Here is a 16613-nt window from a genome sequence, read left to right as displayed (position 1 = left end):
TTAGGAACTTTGAGAATTACCGGCTCAGGGTCTTGGCCCACTGCGGTTGGAACGGCGTATTTAGCCGTGTTTGATGAGTGCTGATGTTTGATGGATACTGCTGATCCCCCGTTAATGGGGTAGAGCCATGGGGTAGAGCCGTAGAGCCTGATTTTATTGATTATTTTGGTGGGCGGTACAAGGTTCGAACTTGTGACCCCTGCCGTGTGAAGACGTATAACTTATACGTAAGTTGTTGTAAAATAATGTATTTTACCAACTTTTAACAAAGTAGAACACTTTAGTAGAACAGTAGTTTGTTGTTTTTTATCGTATTTCAACACACTATACGCCGAGATATTTATAGAGTGTTTGACGAGAAATACCGAACCTCTCAGCGATGTGTGACTTTTTAACTCCCGACGCTGCCAAAGAACGAGCCTCCTCTACCTCCTTATCTGAGAGCGCCTTTTTTCGGCCTTTGTACACCCCGCTCTCTTTCGCTATAGCGATACCAGCCATCTGTCTTTCTTTGATGACTGCCCTTTCCCACTCAGCCAAAGAGCCCATCAAGCCGAGTAACAAGTTTGCCATCGGACTTTCCTCATTGGTGAATGTCAAAGCCTCTTTGATGAACTGAACTCTCACGCCCTGACTTGTCAAACTTTTAACAGTTGTTATCAAGTCAGATAATGAGCGAGACAGTCTGTCCATTGAATAAATGACAAAAGTATCGCCTTCACGTAAGTGAGCGAATGCCGCTTTAAGTTGGGGCCTGTCAGTATCTTTTCCGCTCGCTTTATCTGTGAACACTTTATCTAAGTTCATAGCGTTAAGCGCCTCAGTCTGACGAGCCGTGTTTTGTGCCTCAGAACTGACTCGGACATAACCGACGAGTTGACCTTTTGTCATTTAACTTTCCTTGAATATCATATTCTGTAAAGTTAGAGTCTAGACATTTATGGACAGTATGTCAAGTTATTTTAAAATGACCCTATTTTGACACTTTTTAAGCGATATCTATATGTCAACTTAGCGTGTAGTCTAACTTTACGCTGAAAACTAAATATTCATTAGTTTTATGGAAATATTTGATATTTGTTTTTAAAAGATAAATACCTTTATGAATAACGAACAAATACAAACACGCCTGTTCCAGCGTACAGGCGTTATCCACGAAGATATGAACGCTCTTGAGAACTTGACCTATTTCAGAGAAAACAAAGGCTATCAGTCAAATAGAGACTTATATCGCTCTTGGTTTCAAGGATATCTTAGTGATAGAGAACTCGCTCTCAGTTCAACAAACGACTTTCACAAAGCGCTTCCAAAACTACCTGTATCTTTGACACTGATGCCACAACGCCGAATGTCACACGATGACTTGTATCGTATTAGCGTCAAGTTCGTCGATGTCCTGAATAGAGTGGTCTACAAGAACGCCTATAAACGCTACGACAAAAAAATAACAACCCTGTTTGTTATCGAAGGTGAGAAAAGTCTGAAAAGTCTTCATACTCATTTCGCTTTCAGCCTTCCAGACAATATGAACTGTAAGAAGTTTTTCAACATCATTCATCGAGTTGTTCAAATGAACGATGACTTTCTTTTTGAAACTGAGGCTCAGAAGAAACGAAATAAAAAGTTCCCCCCTCTTCCACTTGAAGAACGGTATCACTACAAGATAGACATAGCCGATACTGAATGGCTCGGATACATAACAAAAGAGTTGAATACCAAACAACTCGATAGACTGTACTTTCAATAGACCAGTCTTTTCCTAAAAACACGACAACAAGTCCTGAGTGAAGTTCGTCGTTTGGTAGACATATTTGATATGTCAATAGATGAACTTTATCTAAAATATCTTGAAGAATAAAAAGAACTGAACAACGAACTGAAAAACTTATCTAAGAAGGTATCAACTGAGACTACTCTGACTTATCTTGTTCAACTTAGCCTGTGCCTTCTGAACATTCTGTTGAGCCGACACTTTCTTCGCTTGAATATTCAGTTGTTTTGACTTGTCTTTCAATGACTTTACTTGTAGTTGTTCAGGACTGAGAGTGTGAGTATCAGCGCCATAAGTTTTTCCATCAGTTATCAGTTCATTTATTTTCATCTTCACTCTCTAAGACTGACATATAAAAAATACATAAGTCACTCAAAATAGTTTCGTCATATCCATCTTTCAATACACAAAGCGCCTGTCGAATATTTTTCTTATTTCGAAATATGGGTAGCCAAATATCCTGTATTTCTTCGTCGATATCCAACTTCAAAATATCTACAAACTGTTTCAGGTTCAAACATTTGTCCATATCTCGACAGTCCCACAAGTCAGCCAAAGTACTCATCTGTACTTCCAACAACTGTATAGGACTTGGCATATCGACTTCGAATAGGTAGGAGTAGTTGTTCATATCTCTATTTATTTGTTTTCCTATTCATCTAAGTTATGAATATTTGTTTTCATAGCCTAAGAAAAACAAATAAATACCTTCGAAACGAATAAATACAGATATATCGAAAAGGAACAAAAAATATGATGATGAACAAACTTCCCTGTAACACGTCACTTTCACAAGTACTTCAATATTTGTGTTCAAGTTCACGTTGGGGGCGAAGAAACCGAGCGTTGTTCGCTTTGAGACAAAACCTTCGTATCAAAGACATCGCCACAATGAAGGTTTCAGACATACTCAACCCAGATATGACCATCAGTCGTATCTACACAAGTTCTTTGGACTGGTCTCGCTTTGAGATATCTGACGACATAAGAGAAGAACTTAGTGAATATTTGTTTTCTCTTCTCAACATTTCAGAACTGTCACTCAACTCGGTTGACCGTACTCAACTACACGAGCCTCTATTTCCAACAGCGAAAAGCGCTCATTTCACACCGAACACACTTGCCCAACATTTCTGTCACCTGGACAAACGTATCCACAAATACTTTTTAGACACAAAGAAAGGCTCTATTCTTATGAATGAGCGTGACATCAAACTCAGTAGTTCTCACAACGTAACACCATTCGTTCGACCTACGCTTAAAAAAGTACTGTCAACACTTTTGAATGTTCACTGACTATCTTGTGACGTTTGAGCGCTTCTGGCTATAGAGGCAAGCGCTTGTATTTCACTAGTGTTTGCCAGTTGACGAATAACACCATCAACTGTTTCGGAAGCGTTGACTTCGCCCAACGTTTGAGAAATGGCCTGTACTAACTTAGCGAAAAAAGCCTCATCACCCGTAAGTCGATACCAAAACTCTTTACCAACGAACAAAGGATAGTGATGGTTATCTCTCAAACTTTTATAGTGACCACTGACATCAGCCTCAGTGCCATACATCACACAGACAACCAAGTCGGCAACTCCAACCGAAACTTGGTTGGTTCTGGCTAAGTTTCGAATACCACTGAAATGGTTATGAATAGTCGTCACGTCATCGGCATTTATCGTATTTGGACCCAGTTTCAGTTGAGCGTGTTTCTGGCGTCCGTCAGTTTTATCGATGAACGAAATGTCGATACCAGAAACAAGTGAACCAAAGGCATCGCTCAAAACTTCCGAAATAAAACTTTGTAAGTTTTGTCCAAAAGAAGTAGATATCGAAGTTCCAAGAACTCTTGGATAGACCAACGCTTTCGCTATTCCTTCGGCTGTGACATCACCAGTAAGGAAAGCCGACAGATACGGGGCAGTAAATGGGTTGATGTTGAACTCTGTAACAACTTTCAAACTGTCGGTTCGAATGATATGGGTATCAACGATACGTTTCTTAAACCAAGTTTTTGCCTTCTCTAAAACCTCAGCGTTTTCAGGTGATGTATTTTGTATCGACATAAAAAATGCCCCTTGTTGTTGACATAACCCTGACTAAGGTTGTATAACGTTGTATGAACAAAAAACTACTATCACTTTCAGAAGTTGCCGATATGTTGTCCGTTTCAAAAGAAACGTTAAGACGATGGGATACGAGCGGCAAACTCAACTCCGTTCGACACCCAGTGAATGGCTATCGAATGTATAAACCTAATGACCTAAAAATATTTGAACAACTTGGCTTCCTGTTTGATAGTAAGCCAGACGTCAAGAAAGTGAAAGCCAAACGTAAATATCGAACTATCGAACTGTTCGCCGGCGCTGGTGGTCTCGCTCTTGGGCTGGAGAAAGCCGGGTTGAGTTGTGTTCTTCTGAATGAAATAGACAAGAACGCCTGCCAAACTTTGAGAGTAAACAGACCTAAATGGAATGTTGTTGAAGGCGACGTCTCGAAGATAGACTTCACTCCCTACGCTGGCGAGGTCGATGTAGTGACGGGAGGCTTTCCTTGTCAGGCATTTAGTTATGCCGGAAAGAAACTGGGCTTTGAAGATGCCCGTGGAACACTTTTCTATGAGTTCGCTCGGGCTATAAAAGAAACCAACCCACTCATCGCTGTAGGAGAAAATGTCAGAGGTCTTTTGACACACGAAAATGGCAAAACTGTCGCTGGTATGACGTCCATTTTGGAAGAACTAGGCTACAGAGTTATTCCTCCACAAGTTTTAAAGGCTATTTTCTACAACGTACCTCAAAAGAGAGAGCGTCTTTTCATAGTAGGCATAAGAAAGGACTTGAATATCAACTTCGAGTTTCCTTCACCAAATAAAAAAATACTGACGCTTAAAGACGCTCTGAAGAAAGGAGTTCTTTATGACATTGACGTCCCAACTTCATCAGGCCAAAAATATCCAAAAGATAAAGCCATAGTTATGGATATGGTTCCTCCCGGAGGCTACTGGCGTGACTTGCCACTACCAGTTCAAAAGTCATATATGAAGAACTCATTTTTTCTTGGAGGTGGAAAAACAGGAATGGCAAGAAGAATGAGTTGGGATGAGCCGTCATTGACTTTAACTTGTGCCCCGGCTCAAAAACAAACTGAACGTTGTCATCCCGAAGAGACAAGACCTTTTACTGTCAGAGAATATGCCCGTATACAAACATTTCCTGATGACTGGGCTTTCGCTGGCTCGCTTTCATCTCAGTACAAACAGATAGGTAACGCTGTACCTGTGAACTTAGCGGAAGCCATTGGTCAGGCTATCGTGTCAGCGTTGAACCAACTCACTAAAAAACCAACATAACAACTAGTTATCCATCTCCGTCGAAATACCGGTGACGACGTCTTTTGGACTGTAACATTCCAACATTCATTTCACCGGTAAGCGGTTTGGCGTAAAAGCGGTCTATCATTTCAACGCTTGTACGAGCGTTTCTGGCAAGCGCCAAAGTGTTGATGGCATCTCCGTACAAAAGGCGATACATAATGGCGGTGTGTCTCAACGAATAGAGAGTTCGTTGTTCACCATCGCTACCCTCACCTAAGTTGGTATCCCACATCAGTATCTCAAACTGTCTCTGAAGTTGTTTCAAGGCATAGTCTCTGTTGTCTCGGTATTGAGGCAAAAAGACGTAGTCTTCGGCACTGACTGAACCAAACTTTTTCTCGTGATAAGCCTTCAACTTCAAATATGTTTCGACAGCGCTGGGCATCGTAGTTATTGGGTTACTGTGCCCTTTTGTCGGAGGTATACGTAGACGTAAGTACGTATACTCACTTCGTACGATATCTACGTGTTTGTGTTTCATAAACTTGATATCTGTTGGTCGAATATAACTGTTCGTCATAAACACCACTAAACGACGAAGGTCTTCCGTCATCTCAACGTTTCTCATCAAGTCACCTAACTTTCCTTTCTTAGCGCTTGACTTGATGTATTGAGTTTCTGTCTCTCCATCTTTATTTTTGTATTTACGAACTTCCATCTTCACGCCGACATACCGCTTAGCCGCTCCCCAGAGAGTACGATACTCACCAGTTGTAAACCAACCTCGTGCCACGTCCAACACACGAACTTTTGGAAAGGCTGGAATAGACGTTATGAGATGACGTTTTACGGCATAGTCCAAAACCTTATGAACCAGTCTTAGATAAGCGCTGATAGTTGAAGTAGTCAGGTCTTTTTCACTCAACTCGTGAAGATACTTTTCAACAAGAAAGTAGTCTATTTGACCGACTTCATATTGTCTAAAAAATGGCAACACAGACTTATCAAAACGATAGTTCATATTGTCATACGTCGTTTTTGTTATTTCTCCACGGCTGTATTTCGACTTTTCATCTTTCATCAACTCTCTAGTACAAACTTCAAAGTTGGCGAACGATGTAGTGTTAATGCCTAACCGAAAGTTGTGTGTAACAGTGTCATAAAACTCTTTGGCAAAGGCTATGGCAGCCGCTTTACCAGTCTGTTTCGTACTTTTTTTGACGACCCGTCCACCAACGTAATAACGAACTTGCCAGTACGAAGTTGCCTCTGTTTTGAATATGAATAGTTTGTCGGGATACCCAGGCACAGACGCTTTTTCTGTAGCGGCTGTCCTATGTCTCGCCCCCGAGTCCTTTGAAGATACAGAAGAAACCTCTTTGTTATCTCTCATCACATCTCACTTCAAGTGCCAACCGTTGTTCAAGTTGTAGTTCTTAAAGGTAAAGTGTTTTGATAAAAAAAGCGAGACATAGCGTAAAAAAGTAGAACAGTATATTTGTTCTACTTTTGCCTCATTTCTAGATGAGTGAAAACGCTGTAAGTTTTTGATATTAAAGAGTATTTTTGGTGGGCGGTACAAGTTTCGAACTTGTGACCCCTGCCGTGTGAAGGCAGTGCTCTACCACTGAGCTAACCGCCCAATCGATAACAAACGCGATCGGTTTGCTTGATTGGAGTGAACGCGAAGTTCAACTTTGTGATTATACACAGACTAGAAGCACTACTCTCATCTCATTGATTTTGTGAAGAAATCAGTTTGAAAACATAAAAAAATTCGCCATATACCAGACACCTTCTTACTGAAGAACTTCGCAGCTACACGATCAACTCCATAAGCCAGCCTTGAGTCGTAAAGCGATATTTTTCGTTAAATTTCTGTACTACTAGTAGTACACGGAGTGTTTTAGGAGAGATTGACAACTCTTTGGTAAAAGCTGGTCCATCAAATAACAAATAATTGATCGCAGCGTCTCGTTACTGGACGGTGGTGGGAGTGTCGTTATGGAAGGACTTAAATTATTGGAGAAATTTAATGTTTCATTCGCAATATGATAATTTCATTATCTAGCATCAGGAATGTCATCAATGTTTGAACTTCACATCGCGAATAAAAACTATTCATCTTGGTCTTTGCGCCCTTGGCTACTTATGAGAGCCCTTGATATTCCGTTTGTAGAGAAGCTTCATTACTTTTCATCTCCAGGAACACCAAGCACATTTGGTACCTTATCCCCAAGCGCCAAGGTGCCGGTCTTAGTGAGTAATGGATTTCATATCTGGGACACTCTATCTATTGTCGAATATCTAGCTGAAGAGTACCCAGATGTTTGGCCATCTGAAAAAGTCAATCGGGCTTGGGCTCGAAGTGCATGCGCAGAGATGCACTCCAGTTTCTCTGCCTTAAGAAACGAATGTTCGATGAGTGTGGGCGTTCGGGTACGTCTTCACGAAATGAGTGCTGCCCTTAAATCTGATATTGCTCGAATTGAAAGTTTGTGGGCTGACGGATTTGATCGATTTAATGGTGCATGGCTAGCTGGAGATGATTTCACTGCGGCTGATGCATTCTTTGGTCCAGTTGCATTTAGATTTCGAACATACGGAATTTTGTTGACCGATCGTTCTCAGACTTATGTAGAAAAACTATTGAATCATCCTGCAATGATTGAATGGGAACAGGCTGCGCTGAATGAGACTGTACGCGATCAGTCACATGACATTGAAATCGAGAATATGGGTTTAATCGTTCAAGACTTGAGGACGAGTCCTAATTTCCCAATCTAGCAACTGGCTTGGATTCATCTGAAATCCAATCATCTGAAATCCAAATTAGTACGATTTTGACGAATTCTGACATTTTTATTTCAATTCGAAGCGTAGTGCTACATTTAATCAGCAAAGCAAATTAAATGAAAACATCGAAATGAATATCAATCTCGCTTCAATCGCATGTGTATTCTCGCTGGCTATCGCGCTCGCTGGATGTGCAACAGACCAGCCCAAAAATATAGTGGGCAATCAAGCGTCAAGCTGGAGTGAAGCTGCAGACCAATTTAAAGCTTGTAGAAAAGCCCGTTGGGAGCAGGTCGTTGCATATGCTCCCCAATGGAAACAGTTGGTTACTGGACCTCATGACCCGTTGTACCTGGAAAAAATGACCTCAAAGTCACCTTTGACAAAGGAATTGAAAGATAGCTTAATTAAATACCGACCTGAACAAATTGCTTGTCGGAAGGCATTTTTCGAAGCGCTTGGTAACGGTCATCAAGAAATCAAGATGATGTATCAGAAGAACTTTTATGAACTAGACAATGGGATTGTAAAAATTCTTGATGGTCAGTTAAAAACAATGGGAGATGTGAATAAAGTTTATGTTGCCTATAATATTGAAATCGCCGAGAGAAGGGTTCGGCTGATGGATCTCTTAGCAAATCACGAACAAAGGAGATGATGATGCCTGGGGAATGGGATGGTTTTGCAATGCCCGAAGATATTAAAGAGATTTTGAAATCCGCTTAGACTTCGATACGACTAAATGTATCGCTTCAGAAGCCAACCATCAGGTTGGCTTCTTTCATTTTGGTGCCTGAGTTGAAATGAAAATTCGCTATCCCATCATTCGTTACTAGTAAATTCCCAGTACCACGCAGCGTAATGCTCGAGCCAATGCTCAAAATTACCATCGATACCCCGAGAGCTACCACAGCCAGTCATTCGGTTGCCTTCAATTTTTCCAATGCCAGTTCCGTGCTTGCTTGCGTAGACCACCTCCTTGCCATCGGCTGACAAAGTTCCGACCCAGAACGAATCAGCTCGAGGTCCCTTCACGGTGAATGCGATATGACGGTCATCCTGCTTCGTAATAATGATCTTGCGTGGTTGAACATAAGAATTCCAGGTTGGTGGCTCCTTTTTCCCATCGTCACGAAATGATTGATGAGTTGGGTTGTGGACGGAGGTTGCGCCCATTGATGTGAGTGTGAGCGTGCCACTCCACTCTTTTGCAAGCATAGGTATAACTAAGTTTTTCATGAGTGTCTCCTTTTTAAAAATTTCGATGGAATGATCACAACTCAACTGAATGCATATAAATTCTGTAGGGCTTACGCATCAATGAAAAAGTGCATTTAAGTGTCGTTGATCTTAGTTGAAGATATACAGTCCGGTCTTTTTTGGTTTTATTTTGTCAGTATTTGTCGTTATCCAAGATGATTGGATTCATTCAGAGTGAAACAGAAATAAAATTTATAGATAGATTGAATTTATCTTGGTGAAAAGCAGATTGACGAAATCATTTTCCTGCAATATCTTGTCACTTTGACAACCTAGGATAGGAGATAAAAATGTCGGAAGAAATGTGGGGGTTCAATCGTCCAGAGGACTTGAAGGAAGCACTAAAGTCTGCTTGAAATGTGTCACTCGATATTAAAAGGTCGCCCCATGACTATCAGATTGAAAAGTTTGTTTTTTTGTCTACTCTCCAGCCTGATATTAATGGGGTGCTCTTCGTCTGACCCGCACAAAACTGCCATGCAGCAGAGGGATGCAGAAAACCTCAAAGCTTGGGATCACGCAAACTCGAAATTCATTGCTTGCAACAGGGCTTGGCAAGCAGAAAGACGCCAAACGAGTCCACAATTTAATGAGCTCGTGATCGGCTCTGAAGACCCTCGTTATCTTCAAAGCCTAACTTCAAAAACTCCCGTCAACCAGGCATTCAAGGATGCTTTGGTGAAGTTTCGGCCTCAGCAAATTGCTTGTAGAAAAGAGCTTTTTGACAACCTAGGCGATAAAAATATTCGTGTCCTGCTGCTGTACAGAGATGCGTTTCAAATCTTAGACGCAGGCATGGCAGATGTTTTAACTGGTCGACTAAAGACCATGGGAGAAGTGAATCGAGCTTATTCAAAGTGGGTAGATGATGCAAATGATGCAAGTATTTTATTACGTGCATCAATGCAAGGACTCGTGAATCCGTAACGTTTGATTTCAAGGTTCAGATTTTGAACCTTGGTATAAAACTAGCCTAAGAGGAGCTTCCTATTTCCTTTCTTGTTTTTCTATCAAACTCTTCAAGATCTTGACTTGCTCGGCGTATTCTTCTTGATAGCTTTCCAAATCACCTACGGCGTACCCACCATAGCCGTATATTCTTGAATAGGCTGCATATTCAGCTGCGGCGACCGCATGACCGTTAATCGCATTCGCTAATGCATATGTCGCAGAAACGGCAGAATGCTTTGTGCCATCGAGTGACTTAGAGCCTTGGTGTTTATTAGCGATACTGAGAATGGACTTTTGAAGATTTTCAAACTCGGCCTGACTGAGTTGACCGTCCAGATACAACCTGAAGTCTTGATACGCGGAAAGTGCCTCATCGAGCTCTAAAAGGTGATTAACTAGAGAAGCACAGGCAAAACAAAACTCATAGCGCGTCCTCTCCATCTCTGGCGCATTTAATCGCACTTGATCGACTAGAGTTCTAAGTTCGCTATTCATCCGATAATTTTAATAGAGAATCAGCTTATTGAAGATGGAACTCAAATCAGTCTTCATGCACAAACTGACGAATACTGACATTTCTTTTCTGCCTATAAAAATTCAAATTTCATAGTTTCAATTGGACTATGCTGTTAATGAGTGAAATTTGAATCGATTGAGTTATCCCCAACCGGAATCAACTTTATGAATAAAACAATCAAAACGACACTGTTATTGCTCGCTTTAGTTCTGGCAAAGCCAGCTTTGTCTCAAACCGTACCAAGCCTGAGTAAAAACTGGAAAGGGATCTCAACAGGCACCTCTGTTGGGGTGACCATCGGACACAATCCCAACAACCCTTCCTCTCCTGATAAAGGAAAGCAAGGTGATGAATTTAACGTCTTTACTGTTCCAGGAACTCTTGAAGTCGTAGAACAAAAAGGTCGTCATCTTGATCTGATGTATCGCTCGGCATACGGTCAGACGCGATACATAGGAACCATCAGTGCAGATGGCAAGCTCATCCAGCTTGCCAGTTTTCATAGTTCCGCGATCTTTCATATCGAAGGCGATCGCATGTCTGGTTGTGGTGAAAGTCGTGGCTCTAACGGAACTTTTGAACATTGGGCCGGAAATTATTCAGCATGGTGCTCAGAGTTTGTTGCAGAACGATAAGTATTTATTCGTAGATAAAGTGTAGTGAACAATCGCGCCTGAGGTTTTTATGACTCGTCGTGAACACTCCTCAGGAGCAGCACCATGTGCCTAGTCTGTATCAGTAAAAATTTAAATACAACCTTCATGCCTGAGCAGAGCGTTGCTCGACGTCGTTTGTTAAAAACGGCTGGCATGGCCTCTGCGGCAAGTTTGATGGGCTTAAGTGGCGCCTCATTTGCTAAAGGGACACCGCCAAAACCCGCTAATGTGTTGACACCCGATCAGGCACTCGAGCGCATGATCGCTGGCAACGAAGCCTATGTCAAAGCAGATACTCTGAGTGTAGATGTCAAAGAAACAAGGGGAGCATTGAGTCGGGGACAGAATCCTTACGCTTGCGTAGTGAGCTGCGCAGATTCGCGTGTCAGTCCGGAGCTTTGCTTTGATGAATCCCGCGGGGATTTGTTTGTAACAAGGGTTGCAGGAAATTTTGTCAATACGGATATTCTTGCGAGTCTGGAATACGCCGTTGCAGTGTTGAAGGCGCCATTAATTTTAGTTCTTGGCCACACAAGTTGCGGTGCGATTGAAGCCGCTGTGAAAGCCTACACTCAAAACACAACGTATCCGGGACACATTCAATCACTCACCACTGCATTGGCTCCCGCAGTTCGAGAGGCGTCAAAAACTGTAAAAGCGAACAATCTGGTCAATGCGACGACAGTGGCGAATGTACAAATCAATGTGACAAAACTGAAAGAGTCCAATCCAATTCTCAGCGAACGCGTCTCAACTGGCCAATTAAAAATCGTTGGCGGTATTTACGACCTGACAACAGGAAGGGTCAAGTTTCTATAAAGCTTGACCCCTACCCTTGAAACCAGTGTTGGCAACGACGGATTATTTTTCAAGTGCGGCGTAAATCAGCGCATTGACCCGCTCACGATACTCTTTGCGCAAATCTCCAGGAGTGGCCGCCATCATGACGACCACCATGTTCTCTTTTGGATCTGCGAAGTACATCGTGCCATAGGCGCCGTTCCATGTGTAATCCCCAACGTTTCCGTTAATGGCGGACACACCCCTGTATTTGCGCACTGCAACACTCAAGCCAAAACCATATTCCGCCCTTGAAGGTTCGGTCACGGCGACACGATTTTTAATTTGTGTTCCAAGGTGATCCGCTGTCATGAGCGCCACTGTTTGCGGACCCAGCACGCGTTTGCCATCGATGGAACCACCATCCAGCAACATTTGACCAAAGCGGATATAGTCACCGGCGGTTCCATAGGCACAACCGCCGCCGCAGTCGTACTTGATCGGCTTAGTGAGGATATCTATCGCCTGTGGCTTGTTAGTCAAAGGATCGACTGGCAGAGGTTGAGCAAATCGCGAAGCGTCTTTGGCCGACATATCAAAGCCGGTGTCCTTCATGCCGACTTTATTCCAGAGGCGTTCACGCATGACTTCCTGCAGGCGTTTATTTGCCATTTTTTCCTGGATCAGACCAAGCACATCGAGACCAAAACCATAGTCCCATGTCGTGCCAGGCTCATACAGCAACGGCGCAGCCGCGAGCTTGTCAATGACAAGTTTCCCGTCATACTGCATCGCTGAAATCACAGAACCGCCAGGAAATTCTTTATGTATCGGTGTCGCACCTCGACCACCATAGGTCAGACCACTGGTATGACGCATCAGATCCTGTACGGTAATCGGCGTCTTATTTGCAACCGTCGATAAAGTTCCGTCCGCACCCAGCTTGCCTAGTTTTTGCTCCTTGAACTGAGGAAACCAATTGGAAATCGGCATCGTCAAAGGCAGATTCCCCTCCTCGTAAAACGTCATCGCACTGGCGGCTGTCATGACCTTTGTCATGGATGCCAACTGAAAGATGGTATCCGTCGTCATCGGAGATTTTGTGGCCTTGTCACGATAGCCATAAGCCTCGTAAATCACTAATTTGCCATTTTTAGTGACCGCCAACACCGCACCTGGCATACGGTTGTTGGCAACCTCCTGAGCAAAAAAATTGTGGATGCGTTTTACCCCCTCAGCAGAGAAGCCTTGCGATTCAGGTGACGCAAGAGGTAGTGGAGCCTGCGCAGGTTGTGCGTGAATCAAACCAGCACACAAGGTCAGTGCACTGAAAAGTGCTGTTTTTACTAATTTCATAGTTGTCTCCATTGGAAATATTGTTTTGTATTCTTTTATTTGAATTTATCATCAAACAATAACCTCATCTACGCTTCGTTGGTTTTTCAATGAATGAAGTGCAAATGAACCTTCCACTGAGACTTTCGGCTAGATTAGGCTTGTTTGAGGAGATTTTTGATGACATTCTTACTTAGACTCCTGGGATGCTTAACGATGCTTGGGTCTCTCAGTTATGCCCACGCAGAGGCTAACCTGGCAAATTTTGTCGTACCTCCTGAATCGAGTATTCCAAAAGGAGAGCTTGGTGAGGCAATCAAACAAGGCAAGAAAATAATCAATGAAACCCAAATGCTTTTGCCCAAGAATGTTGGCAATGCCCTGAACTGCTCAAGCTGTCATCTCAATGGCGGGACTGTTCCCAAAACCGCACCTTTCGTGGGTTTGTGGGGGGTATTCCCAGAATTCAACTCGAGGGACGGCAAGGTGGTGACTTTGTCCCAAAGAATTAACGATTGTTTTGAGAGATCGATGAATGGCCGACCGCTGTCATATACCTCGGTTGAAATGATCAATATGCTGGCTTACATACAGTGGCTGTCAACAGGTGTTCCAACGGGTCAAAGTGTCAAAGGTCGAGGATTTGAAGACATCGATCTTAAGCTGACTCCAGATCGCTCAAGGGGTCAGGCGTTATATGCTCAAAAGTGTGCAAGTTGCCATGGTGCAGAAGGTGCAGGCTTGAAGCTTCCGACTGGGAACTATGTTTTTCCCCCATTATGGGGAAATGCATCCTTTAACGATGGAGCCGGGATGGCACGAACCGCCACAGCCGCCGCCTTCATTCGCTACAAAATGCCCGAAGGGCAAGTTAACGCTCTTTCGGAACAGGAAGCGATGGACATTGCAGATTTTTTTGTTCATCAGCCCCGACCAGCCTTCAAGCCCAACTAATTTTTCTGCAGACCTTTCTGAGTGATATCTGAACGGTCATGCGCATGATCGTTATCAATATCTCTTGAGAGACGTGGAGATTGATAAGACGCCCGGCAAGCCTGAGTGTCAGTATTCGTCAGGTTTGCGACAGTTCCCCTTTGTTTTCATCGCTTGATGCGGCGCATGTGATTTGACCGTAAAAGTCTAATCAATAAAGAAAAATAAGAGGCAGGTAAATTAGCTTGGCTCTGTCAATCATTCAGTCAAATCAGCCCAAAACTAATCTTGATTGCCGTAATGATTCCGGAAACAGCAATACTGGCCAAGATCAAACCAAATATTCGACCGATCGTTTCAATACCCGTTTTGCCAAGGTATTTTTTGATAGCGTGCCCGATGGAAAACGAAATCAAATGAACGGACAAACACAATGCCAGAATAACCGTCGTTTGTACTTGCTCGACAACCGTCCTTGTAGCGTTGTTGGTGAGCATGACAACTGTCAAAATCCCTCCGGCTCCAGCGATGACGGGTATCGCAAGTGGGTAAGCAGCACGCTGAATCAGGCTTCGAGATCCATCGTTTGTACTGTTTTCATCGACTATTCTTCCCCGAATCATTTCAAGCCCAAGCAAAAATAGAATGATCGAGCCGGCGAGCTGAAATGAGGCCATGGGGATATTGAGGGCATTAAGAAAATATTGGCCAAAAATAATAAAAAACAACAAAATCAAGAAAGAAATCACTACCGTGTATAAAGCAACACGAAAGGCATCTTTCCGATTGAGATCGTGCGTCACGGCCAGGAAAACCGGAACAGTCGCAAGAGGATCAAGAACAACAATCAATGTTGCAAATTCATACAAAAACTCATTAGGGAAAGATAAGTTCATAGGTTTTGAAATCAATCACATTTGTTAACTGTTTCAAGTCTAGTTGACGAACAGCATGCAATATTAGGGGATCAGTCAAAAATTACCGCATAATGATATAAATAAATCAAAGCAACAAACAGGAGACAAGTTTGAACATCACTGCCATCACAGCGATTCCGCTGTCGTTTCGCCTCGACCAGGGTAAAACCGTCACCATGGGGATCGGGAGTACAACGAAGCGCGATGCGATTATCGTGCGCGTCGAAACCTCGGAGGGCATTACCGGATACGGAGAGGCGCATCCCGGCCGTAGTCCCGGCGCGGTCGTCAGCCTGATCCACAATACCCTCGCCCCCATGCTGATCGGGATGAAAGCGACGGACTGCGTTGGCGTCTGGAAACGCGTTCATCGGATGCAGCTCTCGAGTCACGGTGTGGGGTCGGGTGCATCCCTCGCCTTGGCTGGTATCGATATGGCGATGTGGGACATCCGTGGCAAAGCCGCCAATATGCCCCTCTATGAACTGCTTGGTGGCAGTAAAAGACGTTTACCGGCCTATGCCGGGGGGATTTCACTCGGCTATCAGCCTAAAGAGTCACTGGCTGAAGAAGCACAGGAATACGTGGCCCGTGGCTACAAAGCCGTCAAACTGAGGCTCGGTGACACTGCGGCAAAAGATATTGAACGAGTCCTGCATGTACGCAAGGTACTGGGCGATGACATCGACATTTTGACGGACGCGAATACGGCCTACACGATTGCGGATGTAAGACGCGTGCTTCCGGTATTGGCTGAAATCAAGGCAGGCTGGTTAGAGGAGCCCTTCGCATGCAGCGATTTTGCCTCGTATCGCGAAGCCGCCAAAATCACGCCTCTCGTTCCGATCGCAGCGGGTGAGAACCATTACACACGCTTTGAGTTTGCACAACTTCTCGAAGCGGGCGACATCCGTATCTGGCAACCTGACCTATCCAAATGCGGCGGTATCACTGAAGGTTTGGCCATCGCCGCCCTCGCCTCGGCGCACCGTATTCCGATGAATACACACAGTTCAGCGACTGGCCTGAATCACGCAGCCACGATTCATTTTGCTTCGGCGATTGAAAATACACAGTATTTCGAAGCATGCGTATCTCACTACAACCCCTTGCGGGATATGTTTGGTGTCAGTTTTGAAATCGGGCAAGATGGCTGTGTCGAGCCTTTAGACAAGCCGGGTATTGGTATCGAAGTCGACGAATCGATCTTTAAAAAGTATCCATTGATTGATGGTCCAGGTTATGTCGTCAAATTTTAAAATCGGAGATGTAATGGACGCCTCCCTCCCTGCTGGGGAGTGAGGGGGACAGAAAAGCAGAGAGCCCTCGCTTTACCTAACGGCATCTAAGTGCCAAAGTGGAGTTTCTTAAACCAACCACAAACGGTAAT

At 43.6% G+C, this 16613-nt stretch carries 17 protein-coding genes and 1 tRNA gene; 9 read left to right on the top strand and 9 right to left on the bottom strand.

What is annotated here, in order from left to right; translation table 11 throughout:
* Positions 1 to 324 precede the first annotated feature (324 nt).
* Entirely contained in the window at positions 325 to 891 is a 567-nt protein-coding gene (locus tag QWY30_RS15580; RefSeq protein WP_290242587.1) for a recombinase family protein, read from the bottom strand.
* Between the two features lie 211 nt (positions 892 to 1102).
* Here QWY30_RS15580 and QWY30_RS15575 point away from each other — a divergent pair, with 211 nt between their 5' ends.
* Positions 1103 to 1747: a hypothetical protein gene (locus tag QWY30_RS15575; protein WP_290242585.1), complete on the top strand. Its 645-nt coding sequence runs from the start codon at positions 1103 to 1105 to the stop codon at positions 1745 to 1747.
* Between the two features lie 340 nt (positions 1748 to 2087).
* Here QWY30_RS15575 and QWY30_RS15570 read toward each other — a convergent pair whose 3' ends face one another.
* Together QWY30_RS15570 and QWY30_RS15565 are read right to left on the bottom strand one after the other, a co-directional pair.
* A complete protein-coding gene (locus tag QWY30_RS15570; protein ID WP_290242583.1) occupies positions 2088 to 2336 on the bottom strand; it encodes a hypothetical protein in 249 nt (82 codons plus the stop codon).
* 724 nt (positions 2337 to 3060) lie between these two features.
* A complete protein-coding gene (locus QWY30_RS15565) occupies positions 3061 to 3828 on the bottom strand; it encodes a PmeII family type II restriction endonuclease (protein WP_290242581.1) in 768 nt (255 codons plus the stop codon).
* Between the two features lie 53 nt (positions 3829 to 3881).
* Between QWY30_RS15565 and QWY30_RS15560 the strand changes: the two genes are divergently transcribed.
* On the top strand, positions 3882 to 5114 hold the full coding sequence (locus tag QWY30_RS15560; protein ID WP_290242578.1) for a DNA cytosine methyltransferase: 1233 nt from the start codon (positions 3882 to 3884) through the stop codon (positions 5112 to 5114).
* A 7-nt stretch (positions 5115 to 5121) separates the two neighbouring features.
* On the opposite strand, the gene QWY30_RS15555 is transcribed toward QWY30_RS15560, so the two are convergent.
* Together QWY30_RS15555 and QWY30_RS15550 are read right to left on the bottom strand one after the other, a co-directional pair.
* The gene (locus tag QWY30_RS15555) at positions 5122 to 6471 is read right to left on the bottom strand and encodes a site-specific integrase (protein ID WP_290242576.1); all 1350 of its coding nucleotides are present in this window, start codon (positions 6469 to 6471) and stop codon (positions 5122 to 5124) included.
* A 174-nt stretch (positions 6472 to 6645) separates the two neighbouring features.
* Positions 6646 to 6720, bottom strand: a tRNA-Val gene (locus QWY30_RS15550).
* Between the two features lie 446 nt (positions 6721 to 7166).
* On the opposite strand from QWY30_RS15550, the gene QWY30_RS15545 reads away from it, so the two are divergent.
* Positions 7167 to 7865 (top strand): glutathione S-transferase family protein, encoded by a 699-nt coding sequence (locus QWY30_RS15545; RefSeq protein ID WP_290242574.1) that lies wholly within the window; start codon positions 7167 to 7169, stop codon positions 7863 to 7865.
* A 139-nt stretch (positions 7866 to 8004) separates the two neighbouring features.
* Positions 8005 to 8532: a hypothetical protein gene (locus tag QWY30_RS15540; protein WP_290242572.1), complete on the top strand. Its 528-nt coding sequence runs from the start codon at positions 8005 to 8007 to the stop codon at positions 8530 to 8532.
* Between the two features lie 164 nt (positions 8533 to 8696).
* On the opposite strand, the gene QWY30_RS15535 is transcribed toward QWY30_RS15540, so the two are convergent.
* The gene (locus QWY30_RS15535; protein WP_290242571.1) at positions 8697 to 9113 is read right to left on the bottom strand and encodes a hypothetical protein; all 417 of its coding nucleotides are present in this window, start codon (positions 9111 to 9113) and stop codon (positions 8697 to 8699) included.
* Positions 9114 to 9521: 408 nt separating this feature from the next.
* Here QWY30_RS15535 and QWY30_RS15530 point away from each other — a divergent pair, with 408 nt between their 5' ends.
* Positions 9522 to 10061, top strand: a complete 540-nt coding sequence (locus QWY30_RS15530; protein WP_290242569.1) for a hypothetical protein — start codon at positions 9522 to 9524, stop codon at positions 10059 to 10061.
* Between the two features lie 60 nt (positions 10062 to 10121).
* Here the strand turns inward: QWY30_RS15530 and QWY30_RS15525 are convergent, their stop codons facing one another.
* Positions 10122 to 10580 carry a hypothetical protein gene (locus QWY30_RS15525; RefSeq protein WP_290242567.1) on the bottom strand — a complete coding sequence of 153 codons (459 nt, stop codon included), beginning with the start codon at positions 10578 to 10580 and terminating at the stop codon, positions 10122 to 10124.
* Between the two features lie 186 nt (positions 10581 to 10766).
* Here QWY30_RS15525 and QWY30_RS15520 point away from each other — a divergent pair, with 186 nt between their 5' ends.
* Together QWY30_RS15520 and QWY30_RS15515 are read left to right on the top strand one after the other, a co-directional pair.
* Complete coding sequence (locus QWY30_RS15520) at positions 10767 to 11237, top strand: hypothetical protein (protein ID WP_290242565.1); 471 nt, start codon at positions 10767 to 10769, stop codon at positions 11235 to 11237.
* An 84-nt stretch (positions 11238 to 11321) separates the two neighbouring features.
* Positions 11322 to 12077 (top strand): carbonic anhydrase, encoded by a 756-nt coding sequence (locus QWY30_RS15515; RefSeq protein WP_290242563.1) that lies wholly within the window; start codon positions 11322 to 11324, stop codon positions 12075 to 12077.
* A gap of 42 nt (positions 12078 to 12119) precedes the next feature.
* On the opposite strand, the gene QWY30_RS15510 is transcribed toward QWY30_RS15515, so the two are convergent.
* A complete protein-coding gene (locus QWY30_RS15510; RefSeq protein ID WP_290242561.1) occupies positions 12120 to 13394 on the bottom strand; it encodes a serine hydrolase domain-containing protein in 1275 nt (424 codons plus the stop codon).
* A gap of 159 nt (positions 13395 to 13553) precedes the next feature.
* Between QWY30_RS15510 and QWY30_RS15505 the strand changes: the two genes are divergently transcribed.
* Entirely contained in the window at positions 13554 to 14327 is a 774-nt protein-coding gene (locus QWY30_RS15505) for a c-type cytochrome (protein WP_290242559.1), read from the top strand.
* A gap of 245 nt (positions 14328 to 14572) precedes the next feature.
* On the opposite strand, the gene QWY30_RS15500 is transcribed toward QWY30_RS15505, so the two are convergent.
* Positions 14573 to 15202: a MarC family protein gene (locus QWY30_RS15500; protein ID WP_290242558.1), complete on the bottom strand. Its 630-nt coding sequence runs from the start codon at positions 15200 to 15202 to the stop codon at positions 14573 to 14575.
* Between the two features lie 131 nt (positions 15203 to 15333).
* Between QWY30_RS15500 and QWY30_RS15495 the strand changes: the two genes are divergently transcribed.
* The gene (locus QWY30_RS15495) at positions 15334 to 16482 is read left to right on the top strand and encodes a mandelate racemase/muconate lactonizing enzyme family protein (RefSeq protein WP_290242557.1); all 1149 of its coding nucleotides are present in this window, start codon (positions 15334 to 15336) and stop codon (positions 16480 to 16482) included.
* The last annotated feature ends 131 nt before the right edge of the window (positions 16483 to 16613 follow it).

The sequence above is a fragment of the Zwartia panacis genome (assembly GCF_030410395.1).
GTDB classification, from domain to species: Bacteria; Pseudomonadota; Gammaproteobacteria; order Burkholderiales; family Burkholderiaceae_B; genus Zwartia; species Zwartia panacis.
This window is presented reverse-complemented; position numbering and strand designations above follow the sequence as displayed.

Bases quoted from the DNA above. Each gene is read 5' to 3' on its own strand.
- QWY30_RS15580 (WP_290242587.1), bottom strand. From the start codon at position 891: ATGACAAAAGGTCAACTCGTCGGTTATGTCCGAGTCAGTTCTGAGGCA.
- QWY30_RS15575 (WP_290242585.1), top strand. From the start codon at position 1,103: ATGAATAACGAACAAATACAAACACGCCTGTTCCAGCGTACAGGCGTT.
- QWY30_RS15570 (WP_290242583.1), bottom strand. From the start codon at position 2,336: ATGAGTACTTTGGCTGACTTGTGGGACTGTCGAGATATGGACAAATGT.
- QWY30_RS15565 (WP_290242581.1), bottom strand. From the start codon at position 3,828: ATGTCGATACAAAATACATCACCTGAAAACGCTGAGGTTTTAGAGAAG.
- QWY30_RS15560 (WP_290242578.1), top strand. From the start codon at position 3,882: ATGAACAAAAAACTACTATCACTTTCAGAAGTTGCCGATATGTTGTCC.
- QWY30_RS15555 (WP_290242576.1), bottom strand. From the start codon at position 6,471: ATGAGAGATAACAAAGAGGTTTCTTCTGTATCTTCAAAGGACTCGGGG.
- QWY30_RS15545 (WP_290242574.1), top strand. From the start codon at position 7,167: ATGTTTGAACTTCACATCGCGAATAAAAACTATTCATCTTGGTCTTTG.
- QWY30_RS15540 (WP_290242572.1), top strand. From the start codon at position 8,005: ATGAATATCAATCTCGCTTCAATCGCATGTGTATTCTCGCTGGCTATC.
- QWY30_RS15535 (WP_290242571.1), bottom strand. From the start codon at position 9,113: ATGAAAAACTTAGTTATACCTATGCTTGCAAAAGAGTGGAGTGGCACG.
- QWY30_RS15530 (WP_290242569.1), top strand. From the start codon at position 9,522: ATGACTATCAGATTGAAAAGTTTGTTTTTTTGTCTACTCTCCAGCCTG.
- QWY30_RS15525 (WP_290242567.1), bottom strand. From the start codon at position 10,580: ATGAATAGCGAACTTAGAACTCTAGTCGATCAAGTGCGATTAAATGCG.
- QWY30_RS15520 (WP_290242565.1), top strand. From the start codon at position 10,767: ATGAATAAAACAATCAAAACGACACTGTTATTGCTCGCTTTAGTTCTG.
- QWY30_RS15515 (WP_290242563.1), top strand. From the start codon at position 11,322: ATGTGCCTAGTCTGTATCAGTAAAAATTTAAATACAACCTTCATGCCT.
- QWY30_RS15510 (WP_290242561.1), bottom strand. From the start codon at position 13,394: ATGAAATTAGTAAAAACAGCACTTTTCAGTGCACTGACCTTGTGTGCT.
- QWY30_RS15505 (WP_290242559.1), top strand. From the start codon at position 13,554: ATGACATTCTTACTTAGACTCCTGGGATGCTTAACGATGCTTGGGTCT.
- QWY30_RS15500 (WP_290242558.1), bottom strand. From the start codon at position 15,202: ATGAACTTATCTTTCCCTAATGAGTTTTTGTATGAATTTGCAACATTG.